This window comes from Citrobacter sp. Ce006 (assembly GCF_030336535.1).
GTDB lineage: Bacteria > Pseudomonadota > Gammaproteobacteria > Enterobacterales > Enterobacteriaceae > Citrobacter > Citrobacter europaeus.
On sequence record NZ_JAOWDO010000067.1, the window covers coordinates 216,351 to 235,262 of the forward strand.

Consider the following 18,912-nt stretch of genomic DNA (forward strand, 5'->3'; position numbering starts at 1 on the left):
TTACCATTCTGCTTCAAACTCGCCTTCGCGCAGTTCGCACTTGCCCTCAATAATTTCCCACGCATGAGTCATGCCCATATTCATCAACTCAATGGTACGCTCGCGGTCATCGGAATAAGCGCCAACAAATATGACGTATTCCAGTTTAGGTTCTCCAAATTCAGGCGAGCAGCCGAAATCATGGAAAGCAGCTTGCCATTGAGTACCTTCTTCATCTGGCATATGGAAAAGTTGCATAGGGCGTTCACTTGGTTCGAACTCAATAAAGCTCGCTGAACCAGCCGAGGAAGTGAGAACCCGAACATGGCCATCAAAAAAATAATTGCGGGCGCTTCTCAATCCTTCCACATAAAACAACCGGCCATCTGATAGTTGTTTCAAGACCAAATACACCTCACGTCGCTGAATACTCATTATTATTCCTGTGGTTATGGGCATTGAAGGATATTAAGTATGCCCATGCGAAAACTTGGGAGAAAGCAAAACTGGTATAGCCTGCAGAAGAAATTTTCATTTATTTGACCGATGCCCCGATCTCGATCATTTTGGCCACAACCTTGCCCAGTTTCTCGTTACTCAGCGTCAACGTTGCCAAGCATTGGTGCCAGGGCGATCACATCCACGTCATTATTGCGGGTAGGCAAGAGTGTTTACGTGAGCCGTCCGGCAGGTCGTTTCGTGGAGTGACACTACAAAATGCATTGATGCGGAAACATCTGACAGAACAATCGAAAACTTGACCTGCTCCCTTATTGTTTGATTCAGGGTAAATTAAGCAACTTCCGCTCCCGGCGAAGAGCGGGCGAACTCATCGAGCATAAAGTCCACTGTGAGCGAGGAGCGGACATGGACAGGAGAATGCTGATAATATTTCCACCAGTGGATTACTGTTTCCAACAAAGGGTACGAATGGAATACCAAATGTCATTGCAGAAAATATTGTCCGATGACCCTGTAAGAATGAAGATCCTATATGCGGTTCGAGCACTGGAACTCAATGACGGTTGGATTGGAGCAGGATTTGTACGAGACACTGTCTGGGATCACTTACATGGGTATGGGCTAAGTCCTGTTTCTGGTGATGTAGATGTCGTCTGGTTTGACTGTGAGCACTGTAGCCCAGACCATGATAGTTATCTGGAAGACAGGCTTAGGCAACAATTACCTTCGCTAGACTGGTCGGTGAAGAATCAAGCCAGAATGCATCAACGTAATGGTGATCATCCCTACACCTCAACGGGAAATGCTTTACTGCACTGGCCTGAAACAGCTACGGCCATAGCTGTCAGATTGGGGAAGGAAGGTCTCGATATCACTGCGCCTTATGGACTATCTGACTTATTTGAACTGCGTTTACGACCGACTCCAGCATTTGAACGTGAAAAATTGGACTCTTTTAAACAACGGGTCACGACAAAGCAGTGGGTGGAACGTTATCCCAAGTTACAGCTCATCGCTTCCTTATAACCTCAAAATACAAATATCCCGGCTATTGCGGTTCTCTTGTATGATTGACAGTCCGCTGTAAGCGAAAAGCAGAAGTTGCACGTGATCATCGATGGACATGGAGTGGAGCAACCAGCTGAAAGGATAACAGCCAAAGCAGAGGTTACTAACAACATTCCCCTCATGAGCCGGATATGTATCGCTTTTCATACCCTCTGAGCATATTAGTATCAACTATTTGCGAACCATGCCGATACTGACAGAATGACTATCATTTGATGATAATGAAAGAAGGATTCTTGAATTGAACAGAATGACAGGAATTGCTGTTTTATGTCTTGCGCTGATGGGATGCAGTTCTATGCCCTCAGAAAACAGAACGCAGTACCTGAGAACGGAAATGCAATCACCAGTTTCAGGGCCAACCACAGTAACTGTAACCGCGGACAGCCTTCTGAAAAAAGACAATACCCGTAATTTGCTACTGTACGCACTCCGCCCGTTGCCAGGAAAAGTATTCACCTCTGGTCTGGACAGAAAATTTGCAGCAGCGACGATCTATATCGATTTGTACGCAGATAAAGGAAACAGTACGGCGGAGATCAGTCGTGAGATCAATTACTATGATCACGAGCAGTATGTGAATGCCCGCCTGGTAGGAGGTATTGTCAGGACAATACCACTTGCACCACAGGCCATCCCGCTGACACTAAATAAGCCTTTATCAATCAGTTTGCCACATGGGATCCACTATTCCGTCATGCTGACGGACAGCCAGCCTTGAACTTAGCTCCGCTTAAAAAAGCGCATGAGGACGTAATGGTAAATATATGGCACAAAATTAAATCGGTTTTCATAGCAGAACCGGAAGATGCATATTGGGATCAAAGAGCGACCAACCTGGACTATCTGGTGAAGCGGCATACGGGTGAAATTGTAGTTGATCCGACCACCGCTCACTTGTCTCTGGATGACCGGGCCAAAATGGCAGTCGATACGGTAGACTTCGAGACGATGCTTGCCGACCTAGAGATATCGACGGATTATTGTGCACTCAATTCCAATGACATTGTTGTGGCAGTCTGCATTGGGATCATGGGGGTGGGCGCTGCGCATATGACAAATCACTATGCCGATGCGCTGGAAGAAAAGTTCGTAAAGCTGCATGAGTATTTTAAGCCTGAGGGTTCAGGTGCCAGTCCTTTAGACTACCGGGCAGGTGCTAACCATCGTTCTATCTTTGGGCACGACTTTAATCTCAATCAGAAACTGCCAGAAGGTTATACGTATGGAGGGCAAGATGTCGGTGGGCAAACTGTATATTCACTAGTGCTAAAATACCTCGAAACTAACTTTCCCGGGAGCAGTGGACTCGGCCTGCACCTTAAAGCAACCTTGCATATTCTGACCCACTATCTTTCCGATTTACCCACAACGAAAGGGTTACCTTTACCCTTTTCTTCTTTTTTTACAGAATGGAAAGAGGACCCCACCAAATCATCAGGCTATGCGGCTTCTAACCCTTTAATGGAAGCTCTGGGAGATGAGTACGGAACTATAAACGCAGCTGATGCATCCACCTACACTGTTATGAAGTTGCTTTTACTCTCTTATGGCGCTTTTGCGCATAGGGGACTGGATACTCCGGAAGATGAAAAAGAGCTACATAAGACGCAACTTGCGGTGATCGCTTATGGCACTGCGCTTGTTATACAAATGCTTCTGCTGGTAACAGGAGCTCTTGGACGAACCGGAAAGCTGAACTACCTTATTGCCGGTCCGTTCCTCTGGAACAGTGCTCGATCGGTGTTGATAGTCCATAAACAGCATCGTCAGGTCATGACTCATTACGAGAAATCTATTGCCGTACTTAATGATAGCGAATCAAATTTTGACGATTGGGTAAATACTGTATGCGTTTAGTAAACCATGCCACTAATACAAAAAACTTTTATCATTTTGAAGACTCCGATGACTGTTGCGAGCCTGCTATAGTAACAGGAGCAGCTGAGCGTCTGCGGCAAAGCAAAGATCTTAATGCTGCTGATGCCGCCCAACTCGAAACGATTGTCTCGCTTGAACTGCTGAGGTATGAGTACGCTTCTGGCGAAATGCCGGTGGATGAATTAAAATCGCAGATACAAAAATTGCGTAAAACTTTAATCGATGTCCATGGCCGGGAACCTTTCGATAACGGCAATATAGACAAAGGTTTCTACAGATTTCTGAACGAGGAATACGGTCTTGTCACAAAGTAAAAACATCCTGGCCGCTGTTGGGTTATTAGTGACTGCTATTTCATCAGCTTTTGCAGGGAAAAAGGCTTCGGACCATCTTGAAAAACGTCGTAAAAAATCGCTTGAAAAGGAAGAGGGTGGGATTGATAAAAAACTGAAAAAGGACGGAAAATGATTATTTTATTTATTGTTATTGCATTAATTGCTTTTGTTATTATATTTGGCGCCAATGAGGTGCCCAGACGAAGAAGGCATCAGGCGATGCAAGAGGCAAAAAAGAAAAGGTTTCGTGATAGTGACCAGAGATGAATGACGAAGTATTACGATCAAACATATATATCATATTGATGATGTCCACTTCCCGTTATCTGATATGTATTAGCTCAGACCTGATCTGACAGTTACCGGTTATTTATACAGGTGTCTGTAAGATTACATCTGGCTTAAATTTATATCAGCCCAGATGCGTTTTCCAACAAGTAATGTATCCATTGGCGTCCGCCCGCAGCACACCCATCCCTGATGGGTTCGCTCATTATTATAGTGAGTTTGACCTGCTTCCCGTAGATTAGTACATCATGATGTTAGCCATGTCCGCTTCTGGCACGAAACGGACAGCCTGATGCATCGCAAGGTCTACTTCGAGCGGGAAGCGGATATAGAATAAGGGATTGACAAATTCCTCACACCAATGGTTGTATTGTGCAACTATTGTTGCAGGGTAATGCTCATGATTTCTGAACTAAGTAACATACAAAACATACGTGCGGCATCACGCTTAATGGTACGAGAGCTTGGGTTCATGAACCAAAATCTGGCTGCTACCGACTATCCTCCTTCAGCAGTTCACGCCATGCTTGAAATTGAAACACATGGGTCATTAACAGCCGCTCAATTGGTCCAGATCTTGGGGCTAGAGAAGTCCAGCGTTAGCCGCATGCTCGCTAAACTTGTTGAAGCCGGAGAGCTTAAAGAAGCTCCTTCTGCTGAAGATGCGAGGACAAAACGGCTAAGCCTTACCGGGAAGGGCGTGGAGACCGTACATAGCATCAATACTTATGCTGACGAACGTGTCGGAGCAGCACTTGGTAAGCTCGATCCGTTTACACAGCAAGCTGTATTACAAGGTCTTTCTTCCTATGCCAACGCGTTGAAAGCCTGTCGTGAAAGAAACGAGGGTAACCTGCGTAACAGCGTAAAAATAGTCACGGGTTATCATCCCGGCATGATAGGTCGTATTACTGAAATGCACGGCGGCTATTACGCCAGAGAACATAACTTCGGCAGTTTTTTTGAAGGGAAGGTTGCCGCAGGTCTTGCTGATTTTTCTGGTCGCCTGGACAAGCCATGTAATCAGATTTGGCTGGCAATCGTGAATGAGCGCATAGTCGGCTCAGTTGCAATTGACGGTGAGGATCTGGGGAATAATGAGGCGCATCTGCGCTGGTTCATCCTTGACGATGGGTGTCGTGGCAGCGGACTGGGTAGAAAACTTATTGGCGAAGCGATGAGATTTTGTGATGAGCAGAGATTCTCTTCGGTTCAATTGTGGACATTTAATAAACTTACTGCGGCAAGACGATTGTACGAATCATTCGGATTTGAATTATCGAAAGAATGGGAAGGCGATCAATGGGGTAATACTATTACTGAGCAACAGTTCACTCGAAAGGCATCTTAAAACCGCTAACCACTTCCCCTGGCGGCCAGGATTTTTTTGAGTACTTGCATCTATCAGTTGAACTCACAGCAGATATCGTACGCTATGATTTAATAGTGAAACCGTTATGTTTTTTCCCGAAAAGGGTCGTCAATAAACGAGGGGGTCGTTATGAACACTCAACCTGTCATCGGGATTAGTGGATGTTTAACCGGTTCAGCCGTGCGTTTCGACGGTGGGCATAAACGGATGGGGTTTGTGATGGATGAGCTGGCTCAGTGGGTGACTTTCAAACCTGTCTGCCCGGAGATGTCCATCGGTTTGCCAGTACCACGTCCCGCGTTGCGCCTGGTTCAAACCGCACAAGGGAATATCCGCATGTGTTTTAGCCATGCGCCAGGTGAGGATGTCACCGATAAAATGTCCGATTTCGCTGCTTCATATATCGATGGACTTGGCGGTCTGTCGGGTTTTATTGTCTGTGCTAAATCACCAAGCTGCGGTATGGAGCGAGTGAGGTTGTATGACGAAAAAGGAAATCGTGGCCGAAAAGAGGGTACTGGCCTGTTTACCGGCGCATTGATGGAAAGCTACCCGTGGTTGCCAGTCGAAGAAGATGGCCGTTTGCACGATCCGGTTCTGAGGGAGAACTTTGTCGAGCGAGTGTTCGCGTTACATGAGCTTAATAGGCTGCGGGCCGATGGTCTTACTCGTCACGGCTTACTCAATTTCCACAGTCGCTATAAGCTTCAGCTTCTGGCCCATCACCAGGCAGGTTACCGGGAGATTGGTCCATTCGTTGCTTCGCTCCATCAGTGGGATGATTTGGACGCTTTTTTTGTGGCTTATCGCGAAAAGCTCATGGCAATCCTTAAAAAGCCCGCCTCGCGGAAAAATCACACCAACGTACTGATGCATATCCAGGGCTACTTCCGCGATCGGTTAAACACCCGCCAGCGCGGAGAGTTACGTGACGTTATCCTCAACTATAGCGGCGGGCTGCTGCCAATACTGGCGCCACTGACGCTACTCAAGCACTATCTTGCTGAATACCCGGACAGCTATTTGCTTACCCAGAACTATTTTGATCCTTATCCGAATGATTTAGCACTACGGTTGATGATCAAGTAGCCTGATAGCGAATCAACATGGGGCCGATTTAACCATGTTTGCGAAGGTTATCCTTGCGATCCCGCAGGGATAACGCTCGCAGTGTGCAGATGAGAAAAAACGCGGCCCTGTATCCACGAGTAAATGTGTCGTCCGTGATTTAACCGTTTCTGATTTCCTCATCAATGCAAGGCTGAGGTTTGCCAAACAGATATCCTTGTGCAAAATCGCATCCCAGTGCCTGAAGACTTTCAAGTTGCTCCTGCGTTTCAACACCTTCTGCAACAGCCTTCATATTGAGGGATTTCGCCATGCCGGTGATCAGTTTGATGATATTAAGGGCGTCTTCCTGTGTGGATATCGAATGCACAAAGGATTTGTCTATTTTGATTTTATCGAAGGCAAGTCTGCTGAGGCGCGAAAGAGACGAGTATCCGGTACCAAAATCATCGATGGAAATTTTCACGCCCAGGGCTCTGAGCTTATTAAGCGTGTTCATTGGTGTCGTACTCTCAGTAAAGAGAGAAGACTCTGTCACTTCCAGTTCGAGGCGGTCCGGTGGAAGTCCTGTTTCTTTCAGTATGGTTAACACGATGCCGGCAAAGCCTTTGCTGCTTAGCTGAACAGGGGAGACATTGACCGAAATCTTAGCCGGAACCGCCCAACACGCCGCTTCCCTGCAGGCAATTTCAAGCACCGCTTTACCCATCTCATTAATCATTCCTGTTTTTTCAGCAACAGGAATAAAGCTATCAGGCGACAGCAGACCTTTTAGAGGATGAATCCAGCGAATCAGCGCTTCATAGCTGTAAATTTTCTGGCTGAAAGAATCGACAATAGGCTGGTAATAGACCACGAATTCTTTGTTCACTATTGCCAATGCCATATCATGCTCAAGCGTTCTGCTTTCTTGCAGCTTTTCTAACATGCGTTGCCGAAAGACTTTTATCTTACCTGAGCCTTCATTTTTGGCCTCATACAGGGCCAAATCGGCAAATTTATAAAGATAGTCGGAGCGACGTTCAGTTTCTGAGATAACGATGCCAACACAGGTGGTTATGTTGATAATCGTGTTGTAAATAGTGTAGGGCTGGCTGATAAAATCACTTATTTTCTGTGCTCGTGAAACGGCCCGGCTTTCTGTCAGACCGCTCGACAGAAACGCAAACTCATCCCCTCCTAAGCGATACAGGGTATCCGAAGTCAGGCTCATCGAAATCAGACGGTCTGATATCTGGCGCAATAACATATCACCAGCATCATGACCATACGTATCATTTACCTCTTTGAATCGATCTAAATCGAACAACATCACGGTCACAGCATCGTTATTTTTTTCTGCTATCTCGATTGTTTTATTTAAATCGCTCCAGAATAGCTGGCGGTTATTCATCTCGGTAAGAGAATCATGGTAGACGTCATATTCCAGTTTAGCATTCTGGATTTGTAGCTTTTCTTTAGATTTCTGCAGTTCTTGGGCCAGACTCTTGACCTGAAGGTGCGCCCGCAGAATATTTCTGTTTTGATAGAAAATGAGCACGCCCAGAATCGCACTGAGTATTATCAGCAGTACAGAGGTAGCTGAGTAAATATAGTACAGCGTTTGAATTTTTTGGTTGGCGTTATTGATCGAGTTAACATCCTTGTTTAAGGCACCAGATGAAAGACGGCCAAGTGGTGCATCCAGAGCATGCATTTTTTTCAGATATGCCTGAAGTGCTGAACGATTCATACTCTCAAGATTAACATCCAGATAACTAAGAGTATTTTCAAGTTTTACCGCCAGCTCACGGTGGGCTATATTGCTTTCTATGTAGCGCCCCAGGTCACCTTCTTTTATCAAATCACTCTGGCTGAGCATAATGTCGAGACGCATACGTACATCATCGAGATTCATCGTATCATCGATAGTGTAAAGACCAAGCAACGATTCAAATCGGTAATATTGTGATACCAACTGAGCAGCAGACCAGGAATCAGTGTAATGAGTCAGTTTCTGTAGCTCTTGTTGCCGTTCATGCACGAGGAAAGAGATATACCCGGTAGATATAAAAAGAAAAAAGATGATGCCAGCCAGTATTCTGTTCATGATGTTCCTCTGAACGCTTACTCAATATCCATACTACTGACCTGCCATGCAGACCTTGAATAATAAATCTGATTATTCAGTTCTGGCATGCTGTCATAGGGGTACACAATGAATAGCGGGCCTTTGTCACGGATGCGCATATATTTTCCGTTGATTTTTAAAGCAAGGATAGCATTGTATTTTTTGAAATCACTGAGAGGGATAACGGTGGTGTAGTCATTGAGCGCAGTGACCTTCACAACAGAGCCATTCGCCCCGACATAATCCATGATTTTTTGAAGTGGAATACCCGTAAAGGTAGTGCGTCCATTATACCAGGGGGAGGTGGTCTGGAAACTGACCATGCCCAGCTTCTCGAGGCTGGCGGTATCAAAAACGGCTTTCCCATCAGCATTTGTATTTTCAATATTACCCGACAGCGTTAAAAGAACTTTACCGGTGGGCCTGGAAAGTTCACCTGCCCAAAGCTGGGTGGAGAGTACAAAGCTTACCAACATGACCATTAACCGCATTCTTACCTCACCAATCAGCCGGATGTAAAAGAATTATAATTTAGATATCACGCTATTTATATATATTGCATAGGTATTATTGGTGCAATAAGTTCAGTATTTTTTAAATTCTTTTAAATCAGTGGGTTAGTTGTTATTTGTTCTATTGTGAAGCATTAGCAATGCTGGTGGTGTTATTTGAGTAAAGCTAAATTTCACTGTGTACGTACAAAAATAAGTCATCTATTTACTCAGCGCCAATAAATACGCACGAAAATAAAGGTTTATTTTTTCACTGCAGCGGGATTTGGTTGTTTACTGGTGGATAACTATATCGGACACGAAATCGGGCACGAAGCCGCCCTTAGTATAGCGGGAGCGCTTCGTGTCGGTAATCAAGAGCAGACATTCTATGCTGCGGCAAGTGTGGTCTATCTGAACCCGTTTATTCACCCGCCTGAACTGACTGACGGGCATACAGATAAGCGGTAGCCCTGGAAACGCCCAAATGCTGCGCGACGGTATCCATAGATTTTCGTACGTTAAGCAAACCGTCTTTGCGTAATTGTTGAATCAGTCGCTTACGGTCTTCAGGTTTAAGGGCGCGGGCCGTTGTGGCGCGCTTAGCTGCAAAGTCATCGATACGCTGGCGGATGACTTCATTACTACCAGGATCGATATGTTCCTTAACAGGCGAGTCTGTGGTTTCAGTAAAACGCGCGAGGGCGCTCTGCATGCCACGAAACAGCGTCATATCCACATTCAGACACAGTGCTGCTACGTATATGCCTTTTTCATCCTTGATGCCTATGGACGTGCTTTTCACCGGGCGGCCATCGGCAAACTGGTTGCTGTAGTTGGCAATGATACTGGGAAATTCAGGCGATGCGATTCTGGCCAGGCCAAGCTCTGTTGCCGGCTGGCCGGGTTCACGTCCTGACAGGTTATTATGGATGGATAAAATGGCATGTTCAGGATTTTTGAGATCATGAACTACCACTTCGCAAAATGGAGAAAAGGTCTCACTCAAGCCCCTGGCGATAGTATCAATTTGGCAGAGAAGTGAGTTGTTGTCGGTTTTTGGCATGCCAGTCTCCTGCGGTGATGCCTGTTGCCACGATTGCGAGCAGTTTACAGTGAGCTGGGCTCGCTTTTCCAGACGGGAATGTACAGACAATAGTAAGGTATCCGCTTAGCAGATACCTTTTCGATCACCCGGCAAGGAATTCACTGTAACGGCTGATATCCACGTTGCCACCGCTGATGATAATGCCGATTTTCTTACCACGCAGTTCAGCTTTACGCGCTCTGGCGGCGGCGAAACCCAGGCAACCGGTCGGCTCCACGACAATTTTCATTCGTTCAGCGATAAATTTCATTGAGGCGACTAATTCATCGTCTGAGACTGTCAGAATATCGTTCACGTTTTGCTGGATAATTGGAAACGTAATATTCCCGAGATGTTGAGTTTGAGCGCCGTCAGCAATGGTTTTAGGTGTATCGATATGAACAATTTTGCCGCTGCGAAACGACTGTTGACCATCATTTCCTGCTTCGGGCTCGACGCCATAGATGATGCAGTCAGGAGACAAATGTCGCGCTGCCAGTGCGGATCCTGAAAGCAGCCCGCCGCCGCCCAGACACACGAAAAGAACGTCTAACTGACCCACTTCCTCAATCAGCTCTTTTGTGGCGGTGCCCTGGCCCGCAATCACGTGCGGATGGTCGTAAGGCGGGATTAGCGTCAACCCGTGTTTTTCTGCCAGGTCCCGGCCAATCTTTTCACGATCTTCGCTATAGCGATCGTACATCACCACATTTCCGCCATAGCCTTTTGTTGCGGCAACTTTAGCTGCCGGGGCATCATGCGGCATGATAATGGTCGCCGGGATCCCCAACAATTTTGCCGACAGGGCAATGGCCTGCGCGTGGTTGCCGGAAGAAAAAGTAACGACGCCCGCAGCGCGTTGCTCCGGGGTGAACTGGCGCAACGCATTCATGGCGCCGCGAAATTTAAACGCGCCCATTCTCTGGAAGTTTTCGCACTTGAAGAAAACTTCAGCAGCAAATTCTTCATTAACCGTTCGGGAGGTCATCACTGGCGTTCTGTTGGCATAATCGGCGATGCGTTCTGCCGCAGCGGCCACATCGTTATAATCTGGCAGTGTCATTTCAGTCATTGTTGTTCACCTGTATGTCGTTAAACGTTACGCTTGTTGGGCCAACGCAATGGCTTCAACTTCCAGCGCGAAGCCATAATGAAGCTCAGCAACGCCTGCTACGGCACGGGATGGACGGAAATCACCGATCCATTCTCCATAGATTTTGTTAAACGTCGGCCACTGGTTCATATCCGTCACATAGACGCGAACAGACACCAGATGCTGACGGGAAACTCCAGCACCCGCCAGACAAGCATCAATATTCTTGAGTACCAGTCGGGTTTGATCTTCAAAAGAGGCATCCGCTTTTTTCTCGCCATCAAAAGTAACCGGCAACTGCCCCGAAATGAAGATGAAGCCGCCAGCCGTTGTACTGTGCGAGTAATGACCTGCTGGCGGGAAGCTTCCGGCAGATGAGTTCAATGTAATGTCCACGGACATAAGAAATCTCCTGTAGCTGATGGTGATTCACTTTGTATAAAATAATACTGTTTGTCTTATTTATACGCTTTCATACTGCTTTCGGCTAGTGGTAGTTTTCGCGAGTGATAATTTTGTGAACTATTGCAAACGCGGCACACGCTATATCGCCATCGTGAGGTGGCGAAAAGGGGGGCTTTTGATGAGGGGGACGGCAGGAGAGTGTAGCAGCGCCCCGGAGCGGGGCGTCTGGGGGAAAATATTAGCCGATATGACCGTGGTTAATCTTACTTAATGGTTCATTGATATCGAAGATTTTGAACGTCACGTCTGTCACGCCTAAATGCTTCAGGCGGGCCGTGTGTTTTTTGATATAGGGCAGCGCGGTGTTTTCATCCTGGAACAAGTAGATGCCACCCGCTTCATTATTTGCTGCGTTTTCGGTCCAGATTTTCCAGATGAACCCCGGCTCCTGGTTGATTGACTCGGCCAATTCAACGAGCTGATTCGACATCTCAGCCCCAAACGGACCATGAAAATCAAAGTGTATCTGTACGAGTTTGTTCGACATAAATCCTCCATGGATGGGTTAATTCGGGTAAGGCTGTTAGCGCAACAGCACGTGACCCGTCAGATAAGTTACAGCTTGTCCGCCGATGTAAACACGCATTCCTGTCAGTTGGCAGCGTAAATCCCCGCCGCGTGCCGAGACCTGGCGCGCCAGCATCTGTGTTTTGTTCAGTTTTACAGCCCAGTAAGGGATCAGCATGCTATGTGCCGAGCCTGTGACGGGGTCTTCCGCAACGGCTTCGCCCGGGCAGAAGAAACGGCTGACGAAATCGTATTCCCCATCACCCGGTGCGGTGATACAAACCATTTTCCCCAGCGGAAGCATGGCGTGGATGTTTGGGCGCACAGCCTCAACCTGCTGTTGATTCTCCAGCACCACCATGTAATCGCGTGCGACGCGCACCTCTTTGTATTCTGTGATGCCTAATGTTTCCAACAATAAGGTGGGCGGCTCGACAGGTTCACTTTGCCAGGCCGGAAAATCAAGCGTCAGCCATTCACCGCTGCGTGTGACCGTCAGCGGACCCACAAACCGGGTAGCAAAATGGAGGGTAGTGTCCGGGTAATCCAGATGTTCAAAGATGACATGCGCGGCGGCCAGAGTGGCATGCCCACACAGATTGATTTCTCCCTGAGTGGTAAACCAACGCAGCTCAAAGCCATTTTCCTTGGCGACAAAAAAAGCAGTTTCAGACTGGTTATGCTGCTGCGACATTTTTAATAATGTTTCATCGGGCAGCCAGTCAACGAGCGGACAGACTGCTGCGGCATTACCGCCAAACGTCGTGGTGGTAAAGGCATCTACCATGTAAAAATCGATTTGTTGCACTGTGTAACCCTCTCATCGCACTCGGGATAATCCACACTCTATCATGCAATGATTGCCATGGGTTAAGCGCGCCGATTCGCCTGGCTGGTCAAAATTCGTTATCATCCGTTCCCACACTTTATCCAGGCCGCTCATGTCTACGATCCTCGATACCTTCATTGCCCCACCTTGTCATGACGAGATAGAGATCCTCTATCAGGACGAGCACCTGGTGCTTATCAATAAACCCAGCGGGCTGCTTAGCTTGTCGGGGAAAAATCCGCAGAATCTTGATTCGGTACATTACCGGCTGGTACAGATTTACCCCGGCTGCACGCTGGTTCATCGGCTTGATTTTGGGACTTCAGGGCTGATGGTGGTTGCCCGCAACAAGGCTATCAATGCCGCGCTTTGCCAGCAGTTTAGCCAGCGTACGGTCACTAAGGTATACAGCGCGCTGTTATGCGGACATCTGGAAAACGATGAAGGGATTATCGACGCAGCGATTGCCAAAGACCCGGCGCTGTTTCCACTGATGTCGATTTGCGCTATTAACGGCAAACCTGCCCGCTCGCGCTATCAGGTTATTGAGCGCTTTTATCACCCCCTGGAGGAGGGGACTTTACTCCCCTTGACGCGCGTACAACTGACGCCTGAAACTGGGCGAACCCATCAACTACGGATCCACTGTCAACAGTTGGGGCATCCTATTTTGGGGTGCGATTTGTATGGCGGGCGTCTACTGCCAGGCAGTGAACTAACCCCGCGGCTGATGCTGCATGCCAGTGAGTTGCATTTCAGGCATCCTGTCCACAAACAGTGGGTGAATGCCGAAAACGCCAGCCCCTTCTGAAGCTGTCAAAAAGCCGCCAGATGGCGGCTGTTATGGGGTTATCGCGCGGCGCGTTGTAAAATAACTGCTGATGGCTGGCGTTGTAGAAACCGCATGCGCAGCATCATCAGTATCGCCGCAGAGGTCAGGCCGATAATAAAGCCCATCCAGAATCCCGCCGGTCCCATCCGGTCAACGACCAGATCGGTAAGCGCCAGAATATAACCGCTTGGCAAACCCAGCACCCAGTATGCCGTAAAGGTAATAAAGAAAATGGAACGCGTATCTTTATAACCACGCAGGATACCGCTGCCAATAACCTGGATAGAGTCCGATATCTGATACACCGCGGCCAGTAACATGAGCTGCGCCGCAAGAGCGACTACTTCCGGGTTATTGTTGTAGAGCAGGGCTATGTGCTCGCGGAATGTCACGGTGAAAATCGCCGTTACCATCGCCATGCAGACCCCGACACCCAGACCCGTTCTGGCGGCAGTTTGCGCATCCAATGTTGATCCCTGGCCCAGACGATAACCGACACGAATGGTGACGGCTGCAGCCAGAGACATCGGCAAAACGAACATTAACGAGCTGAAGTTCAGTGCGATCTGGTGTCCGGCTACGTCGACAATCCCCAACGGGGAAACCAGCAGCGCCACCACCGCAAACAGCGTCACTTCGAAAAATAGCGCCAGCGCGATAGGCAAACCCAGTTGAATCAGACGTTTCATTACGGCGGTGTCCGGTTTCTGGAAACCACGCTCATTACGAATATCGCGCATCGAGCGTGCGCGTTTTACGTAAGACAGCATGGCGATAAACATCACCCAGTAAACCGCTGCCGTAGCTACGCCGCAGCCCACGCCGCCCAGTTCCGGCATGCCTAAATGCCCATAAATGAAAACGTAGTTAACCGGAATGTTCACCAGCAGGCCGAGAAATCCCATCACCATCGCCGGTTTCGTCTTGGCCAGACCTTCACACTGGTTACGGGCTACCTGGAAGAACAAATACCCAGGCGCCCCCCACAGCAACGCGCGCAGATAGCCGACGGCTTTATCCGCCAGCGCCGGGTCAATATTATGCATGGAGTGAATAATGTAGCCTGCGTTCCACAGCACTACCATTATCAGAATGGATACGCTGCCCGCCAGCCAGAATCCCTGGCGTATTTGATGGGCGATTCGATCCCGGCGTCCGGAACCATTGAGTTGCGCAATTACCGGCGTCAATGCCAGCAGTAGTCCGTGACCAAACAGAATGGCCGGCAGCCAAATGGACGTACCAATGGCGACGGCCGCCATATCCGTGGCGCTGTATCCGCCCGCCATGACGGTATCAACGAATCCCATTGCGGTTTGAGCGATTTGCGCAAGAATCACCGGAATTGCCAGAGCTAATAACTGACGCGCTTCACTTACATACTTTTGCACGTGTACACCACTATATTGTTGTTATTTGAGAGACTAAAAAAGCCGCCTTATCTGGCAGCAAGGAGAAAATGCAGGGGAAATTTCAGTCTATTGTAGCGAGGAATACGTAATTCTCCAGTGAAAAAACAGGCAGGCGCGGCGCATCGCTGGCAACCTGAATTTCCACCTGCTATTGTGCTGTGCAGAGATGTCTTAATTGAGTTCAGGAGTTTGAAGTATGTTTACGGGTATTGTGCAGGGCACCGCGAAATTGGTGTCCATTGATGAAAAACCAAATTTTCGTACGCATGTCGTGGAGTTGCCTGAATATATGCTGGATGCGCTGGAGACTGGCGCATCGGTTGCTCACAATGGGTGCTGCCTGACGGTCACCGAAATTAACGGTAACCAGATAAGCTTTGATCTGATGAAAGAAACGCTGCGCATCACCAATTTGGGTGACCTGAAGGTCGGTGATTTGGTCAACGTTGAGCGGGCGGCAAAATTCAGCGATGAAATTGGCGGACATTTAATGTCGGGCCACATTATGACTACCGCCGAAGTGTCGAAAATTTTGACCTCTGAGAACAACAGACAGGTGTGGTTTAAGGTTCAGGATCCATCGCTGATGAAATATATCCTGTACAAAGGATTTATCGGTATTGACGGTATCAGCCTGACGGTCGGTGAAGTGACGCCGACGCGCTTCTGTGTGCATTTGATCCCGGAAACGCTGGAGCGTACGACGCTTGGCAAGAAAAAGCTGGGCGCGCGGGTCAACATTGAAATTGACCCTCAAACTCAGGCGGTGGTTGATACCGTTGAGCGTGTGCTGGCGGCGCGTGAATGCGCCATCAGTCACGTCACGGGCGAAGCGGGAGCGTAGTGTCAAGCCCCCGTTGGCTCGGGGGCGATAACGATTAGCGGGGAACACGCAGACCGTGTTCAACGCCGCGGGAAAATACCACCTGCCATAGCTGAATGTCGCGAGCACGAAACGCCCCCGCGCAGGCGTTCAGGTAATAGCTGAACATCCGTTTGAAACGTTCGGTATAGTTATCGGCGATTTCGGGCCAGGATCTCATGAAACGCTCGTGCCAGGCCATCAGCGTTGTATCGTAATCCGCGCCAAAATTATGCCAGTCTTCCATCACAAAATGTGGCTCGCTGGCGTTAGCTATCTGGCGAACTGACGGTAAACAGCCGTTCGGAAAGATATATTTATTGATCCACGGGTCAACGTTATTGTCGGTCTTTTTGGAGCCGATGCTATGCAGCAAAAAGAGACCGTCAGGTTTTAAATTACGATCGACCACCTCAAAATAGGTGGCGTAGTTCTTCGGCCCCACATGCTCAAACATGCCCACGGAGACAATGCGATCAAATTTGTCGTTCAGGTCTCGGTAGTCCTGCAGCAAAATGGTGACATCCAGCCCCGCGCAACGCGCCTGCGCCATTTTCTGCTGTTCTGCCGAAATGGTCACACCCACTACGCTAACGCCATACTGTGATGCCATAAACTGGGATAAACCGCCCCAGCCGCAGCCAATATCAAGCACCCGCATTCCTGGCTTCAACTGCAGCTTTTCAGCAATCATTTTTAGCTTCGCCTGCTGGGCAGATTCCAGGGTGTCGGCATCTTTCCAGTAGGCGCAGGAATACTGCATATAAGGGTCCAGCATGCGGGTAAAAAGGTCGTTGCCTAAATCGTAATGTTCTTTACCGACGACCCACGCACGTTTTTTGGTCTGTAAATTGAACAGGCGGGCCGTGGCGATACGTAGCGTATCTTTAAAGTGGCGGGGGAGTTGGTTTTCAAGACCCGCGCGCAGGACTTTACTAAAAAACATGTCCAGCCGGTCACATTCCCACCAGCCATCCATATAACTTTCACCCAACCCTAACGATCCTTCCTGTAATACGCGTTTGAAAAAATCGGGGTTTGTTACGCGAATATCCGCCGGTGCCGGGCCATTAATGGTAATGCCTGCACGGCTCAATAATTCATTGGTGATGCGGTACCAGTCATCATCCGGTACGCTGACGTCTTCTATACACGATGAACTCATAGCTTCTCCATCACTGGTCGGTGATCAGAACCTTAAAACAGCGTAGACGCTTTTTTGGGCTTTGTGAGAAATCTCACGGAATTAATCCGCGAATCTATAATCCGACGTAGAACAGAGGAAGGGAGGAACCCTTGCCGAAAAGGCCATCCGTGGAAAAACGGGAACGTTCTTGTCACCGTTAATACATAGAAATTATCGTTATTTTTAACAACCGGAAATCAGTATAGGCCTGATTTTTTATCGATTCAACTGATAATTGTTAGCGGGCTAATTAATTGCCCGCAACAATCTTTAGTGAGACTCACCGTGGGCAATTTGCGCACGATCATCTGTTTGCGGGGCGTCAGCTTTCTGTGATTGCATTTTGTAACCCACGCCCGCCAGCAGCACCGTTGTCAGCATCACGCTGGTGGTGGTGAGCAGTGGGGTAGCGATTAACCAGGAAACCACAAGGCTTGCGAGGAAGCATAAACCCAGTTGCAGTGTGTTCTGCAATGCGGCTGCGCGTCCTGTTGCTTGTGGGAAAGGACGTAATGCTTGCGCGACGACGATAGGATAGATTGCCCCGTTAGCGATCGCCATCACACAGAATGGGATCAGGATTTCAGCCAGCGCAACATGATGAATAAAGCCGGTTGCCCAGGTGGCCACAACGCTGATGGCATACAGAATGAGTAACCAGGGCAGCAGTTGACGGCCCTGCCATTTTTGCAGCGCAGCGCGGCAGCCGTAACCACCGATTAAGAAAGCGATAGTTTGCGGAACATAGCTCAGGCCAATCACCGCTGGACTGTAGCCCATTTCGCTGAGGATGAACGGGGAACCCGTCAGCCATGCGAAAAAGCTTGCGGAACAGGCGGCATAAATCAGCACGTTTCCGCGGTAAGTTTTCGAGCGTAGCAAGGTGGCGAACGTCAGTTTGTCCTGGCTGTCGTCGCGTGCTTTAACCGTCGGTTTTAAGCGCAGTGCAGGAAGCATCAGAATTAGGGTAATGGCAAAAAGGGTGGCGAAAATGGCCTGCCAGGAAAAATGTACCAGGATCCAACTGCCTAGTAATGGTGCTAATGCCGGAGATAATCCGACCAGCGGCATAATGGTGGCAAAGATGCGGTTTACTTTTTGTGAAGGATAATAATCGGTGACCAACGCCTGCCAGATAACCGATGCAGCGCAAACACCAACGGCCTGGACAAAGCGCAGCACCAGCAGGCCGGTGGCGTTTTCAACCCACAGCATGCCCAGACTGCCCAGTGCAAAGATAGATAAACCCAGTAGCAAAATAGGTTTGCGACCGTAGTGGTCGGAAAGTGGCCCCCACAAAAGTTGCGCGACGGCAAAACCGGCTAAGAACAAGCTAAGGCTGGCGCTGACGGCAGATGCAGGGGTTTGCAAATCGGACTGAATTGCGGCAAAGGCGGGCAGATACATATCCGTTGCCAGAAAGCCGAGCACGCTAAGACCTGCCAGCCAGACTAAAAACCCTTTCCCAGGTTGCATCATCATTTCTCTTTTTTTAGCAATAGAACAATGCCGCTGAGTGTAGTGAGTGTAATTCTCGCTGTGAAACGCTAATATTTGCTTACTGATTTCAAATTTTTTGCAGGCA

Annotated in this window: 20 protein-coding genes and 1 pseudogene; 9 read left to right on the forward strand and 12 right to left on the reverse strand. The window is 48.5% G+C overall.

Annotation, left to right across the window (positions count from 1 at the left end; genetic code table 11):
* Positions 1–414 (reverse strand): hypothetical protein, encoded by a 414-nt coding sequence (locus OGV94_RS10105; RefSeq protein ID WP_286523248.1) that lies wholly within the window; start codon positions 412–414, stop codon positions 1–3.
* Positions 415–909: 495 nt separating this feature from the next.
* On the opposite strand from OGV94_RS10105, the gene OGV94_RS10110 reads away from it, so the two are divergent.
* From OGV94_RS10110 to OGV94_RS10130, 5 genes are all read left to right on the forward strand, one after another.
* A complete protein-coding gene (locus tag OGV94_RS10110; protein WP_286523250.1) occupies positions 910–1,467 on the forward strand; it encodes a nucleotidyltransferase family protein in 558 nt (185 codons plus the stop codon).
* Positions 1,468–1,750: 283 nt separating this feature from the next.
* A complete protein-coding gene (locus tag OGV94_RS10115; protein WP_286523254.1) occupies positions 1,751–2,230 on the forward strand; it encodes a hypothetical protein in 480 nt (159 codons plus the stop codon).
* Positions 2,231–2,265: 35 nt separating this feature from the next.
* On the forward strand, positions 2,266–3,369 hold the full coding sequence (locus tag OGV94_RS10120) for a hypothetical protein (protein ID WP_286523256.1): 1,104 nt from the start codon (positions 2,266–2,268) through the stop codon (positions 3,367–3,369).
* Positions 3,360–3,704 (forward strand): hypothetical protein, encoded by a 345-nt coding sequence (locus tag OGV94_RS10125; RefSeq protein WP_286523258.1) that lies wholly within the window; start codon positions 3,360–3,362, stop codon positions 3,702–3,704. Before OGV94_RS10120 ends, OGV94_RS10125 begins: the two co-directional genes overlap by 10 nt.
* Complete coding sequence (locus OGV94_RS10130) at positions 3,691–3,858, forward strand: hypothetical protein (protein ID WP_155553786.1); 168 nt, start codon at positions 3,691–3,693, stop codon at positions 3,856–3,858. The genes OGV94_RS10125 and OGV94_RS10130 overlap by 14 nt, the downstream gene beginning before the upstream one ends.
* 257 nt (positions 3,859–4,115) lie before the next feature.
* Here OGV94_RS10130 and OGV94_RS10135 read toward each other — a convergent pair.
* Positions 4,116–4,229 (reverse strand): annotated as a pseudogene (locus OGV94_RS10135) (IS481 family transposase); the annotation flags it as partial.
* Positions 4,230–4,413: 184 nt separating this feature from the next.
* Between OGV94_RS10135 and OGV94_RS10140 the strand changes: the two are divergent.
* Complete coding sequence (locus OGV94_RS10140; RefSeq protein WP_170928002.1) at positions 4,414–5,364, forward strand: bifunctional helix-turn-helix transcriptional regulator/GNAT family N-acetyltransferase; 951 nt, start codon at positions 4,414–4,416, stop codon at positions 5,362–5,364.
* Positions 5,365–5,514: 150 nt separating this feature from the next.
* Positions 5,515–6,474, forward strand: coding sequence for a YbgA family protein (locus OGV94_RS10145; protein ID WP_043016453.1), 960 nt, complete (start codon positions 5,515–5,517; stop codon positions 6,472–6,474).
* A 139-nt stretch (positions 6,475–6,613) separates the two neighbouring features.
* Here the strand turns inward: OGV94_RS10145 and OGV94_RS10150 are convergent, their stop codons facing one another.
* The 7 genes from OGV94_RS10150 to OGV94_RS10180 all read right to left on the reverse strand — a co-directional run bounded on the left by OGV94_RS10150 (position 6,614) and on the right by OGV94_RS10180 (position 13,014).
* A complete protein-coding gene (locus OGV94_RS10150; RefSeq protein ID WP_047411482.1) occupies positions 6,614–8,542 on the reverse strand; it encodes a putative bifunctional diguanylate cyclase/phosphodiesterase in 1,929 nt (642 codons plus the stop codon).
* A 17-nt stretch (positions 8,543–8,559) separates the two neighbouring features.
* Complete coding sequence (locus OGV94_RS10155) at positions 8,560–9,054, reverse strand: putative pterin-binding protein (RefSeq protein ID WP_043016451.1); 495 nt, start codon at positions 9,052–9,054, stop codon at positions 8,560–8,562.
* A 424-nt stretch (positions 9,055–9,478) separates the two neighbouring features.
* Positions 9,479–10,120 carry a helix-turn-helix transcriptional regulator gene (locus OGV94_RS10160; protein WP_087050602.1) on the reverse strand — a complete coding sequence of 214 codons (642 nt, stop codon included), beginning with the start codon at positions 10,118–10,120 and terminating at the stop codon, positions 9,479–9,481.
* 124 nt (positions 10,121–10,244) lie between these two features.
* Positions 10,245–11,213 (reverse strand): threo-3-hydroxy-L-aspartate ammonia-lyase, encoded by a 969-nt coding sequence (locus OGV94_RS10165; RefSeq protein WP_080625134.1) that lies wholly within the window; start codon positions 11,211–11,213, stop codon positions 10,245–10,247.
* A 27-nt stretch (positions 11,214–11,240) separates the two neighbouring features.
* Positions 11,241–11,636: a RidA family protein gene (locus OGV94_RS10170; protein WP_286523261.1), complete on the reverse strand. Its 396-nt coding sequence runs from the start codon at positions 11,634–11,636 to the stop codon at positions 11,241–11,243.
* A 241-nt stretch (positions 11,637–11,877) separates the two neighbouring features.
* A complete protein-coding gene (locus OGV94_RS10175; RefSeq protein ID WP_286523264.1) occupies positions 11,878–12,186 on the reverse strand; it encodes a monooxygenase in 309 nt (102 codons plus the stop codon).
* A gap of 36 nt (positions 12,187–12,222) precedes the next feature.
* Entirely contained in the window at positions 12,223–13,014 is a 792-nt protein-coding gene (locus OGV94_RS10180; protein WP_286523267.1) for a PhzF family phenazine biosynthesis protein, read from the reverse strand.
* A 133-nt stretch (positions 13,015–13,147) separates the two neighbouring features.
* Here OGV94_RS10180 and OGV94_RS10185 point away from each other — a divergent pair, with 133 nt between their 5' ends.
* On the forward strand, positions 13,148–13,846 hold the full coding sequence (locus tag OGV94_RS10185; RefSeq protein ID WP_181231382.1) for an RluA family pseudouridine synthase: 699 nt from the start codon (positions 13,148–13,150) through the stop codon (positions 13,844–13,846).
* Positions 13,847–13,884: 38 nt separating this feature from the next.
* Here the strand turns inward: OGV94_RS10185 and mdtK are convergent, their stop codons facing one another.
* Positions 13,885–15,258: an MdtK family multidrug efflux MATE transporter gene (gene mdtK, locus OGV94_RS10190; RefSeq protein ID WP_047411470.1), complete on the reverse strand. Its 1,374-nt coding sequence runs from the start codon at positions 15,256–15,258 to the stop codon at positions 13,885–13,887.
* A 217-nt stretch (positions 15,259–15,475) separates the two neighbouring features.
* On the opposite strand from mdtK, the gene OGV94_RS10195 reads away from it, so the two are divergent.
* Positions 15,476–16,123 (forward strand): riboflavin synthase subunit alpha, encoded by a 648-nt coding sequence (locus tag OGV94_RS10195; protein WP_087050600.1) that lies wholly within the window; start codon positions 15,476–15,478, stop codon positions 16,121–16,123.
* 34 nt (positions 16,124–16,157) lie between these two features.
* On the opposite strand, the gene cfa is transcribed toward OGV94_RS10195, so the two are convergent.
* Together cfa and punC are read right to left on the reverse strand one after the other, a co-directional pair.
* Positions 16,158–17,306 (reverse strand): cyclopropane fatty acyl phospholipid synthase, encoded by a 1,149-nt coding sequence (gene cfa / locus OGV94_RS10200; protein WP_043016442.1) that lies wholly within the window; start codon positions 17,304–17,306, stop codon positions 16,158–16,160.
* A gap of 291 nt (positions 17,307–17,597) precedes the next feature.
* On the reverse strand, positions 17,598–18,803 hold the full coding sequence (punC, locus tag OGV94_RS10205) for a purine nucleoside transporter PunC (protein ID WP_043016441.1): 1,206 nt from the start codon (positions 18,801–18,803) through the stop codon (positions 17,598–17,600).
* Positions 18,804–18,912: the final 109 nt, after the last annotated feature.

Coding starts and splice junctions, on each gene's coding strand:
- OGV94_RS10105 (WP_286523248.1), bottom strand. CDS start 414: ATGAGTATTCAGCGACGTGAGGTGTATTTGGTCTTGAAACAACTATCA.
- OGV94_RS10150 (WP_047411482.1), bottom strand. CDS start 8,542: ATGAACAGAATACTGGCTGGCATCATCTTTTTTCTTTTTATATCTACC.
- OGV94_RS10120 (WP_286523256.1), top strand. CDS start 2,266: ATGGTAAATATATGGCACAAAATTAAATCGGTTTTCATAGCAGAACCG.
- OGV94_RS10170 (WP_286523261.1), bottom strand. CDS start 11,636: ATGTCCGTGGACATTACATTGAACTCATCTGCCGGAAGCTTCCCGCCA.
- OGV94_RS10145 (WP_043016453.1), top strand. CDS start 5,515: ATGAACACTCAACCTGTCATCGGGATTAGTGGATGTTTAACCGGTTCA.
- OGV94_RS10155 (WP_043016451.1), bottom strand. CDS start 9,054: ATGCGGTTAATGGTCATGTTGGTAAGCTTTGTACTCTCCACCCAGCTT.
- OGV94_RS10165 (WP_080625134.1), bottom strand. CDS start 11,213: ATGACTGAAATGACACTGCCAGATTATAACGATGTGGCCGCTGCGGCA.
- OGV94_RS10195 (WP_087050600.1), top strand. CDS start 15,476: ATGTTTACGGGTATTGTGCAGGGCACCGCGAAATTGGTGTCCATTGAT.
- OGV94_RS10140 (WP_170928002.1), top strand. CDS start 4,414: ATGATTTCTGAACTAAGTAACATACAAAACATACGTGCGGCATCACGC.
- OGV94_RS10175 (WP_286523264.1), bottom strand. CDS start 12,186: ATGTCGAACAAACTCGTACAGATACACTTTGATTTTCATGGTCCGTTT.
- cfa (WP_043016442.1), bottom strand. CDS start 17,306: ATGAGTTCATCGTGTATAGAAGACGTCAGCGTACCGGATGATGACTGG.
- OGV94_RS10110 (WP_286523250.1), top strand. CDS start 910: ATGGAATACCAAATGTCATTGCAGAAAATATTGTCCGATGACCCTGTA.
- OGV94_RS10185 (WP_181231382.1), top strand. CDS start 13,148: ATGTCTACGATCCTCGATACCTTCATTGCCCCACCTTGTCATGACGAG.
- punC (WP_043016441.1), bottom strand. CDS start 18,803: ATGCAACCTGGGAAAGGGTTTTTAGTCTGGCTGGCAGGTCTTAGCGTG.
- OGV94_RS10125 (WP_286523258.1), top strand. CDS start 3,360: ATGCGTTTAGTAAACCATGCCACTAATACAAAAAACTTTTATCATTTT.
- OGV94_RS10160 (WP_087050602.1), bottom strand. CDS start 10,120: ATGCCAAAAACCGACAACAACTCACTTCTCTGCCAAATTGATACTATC.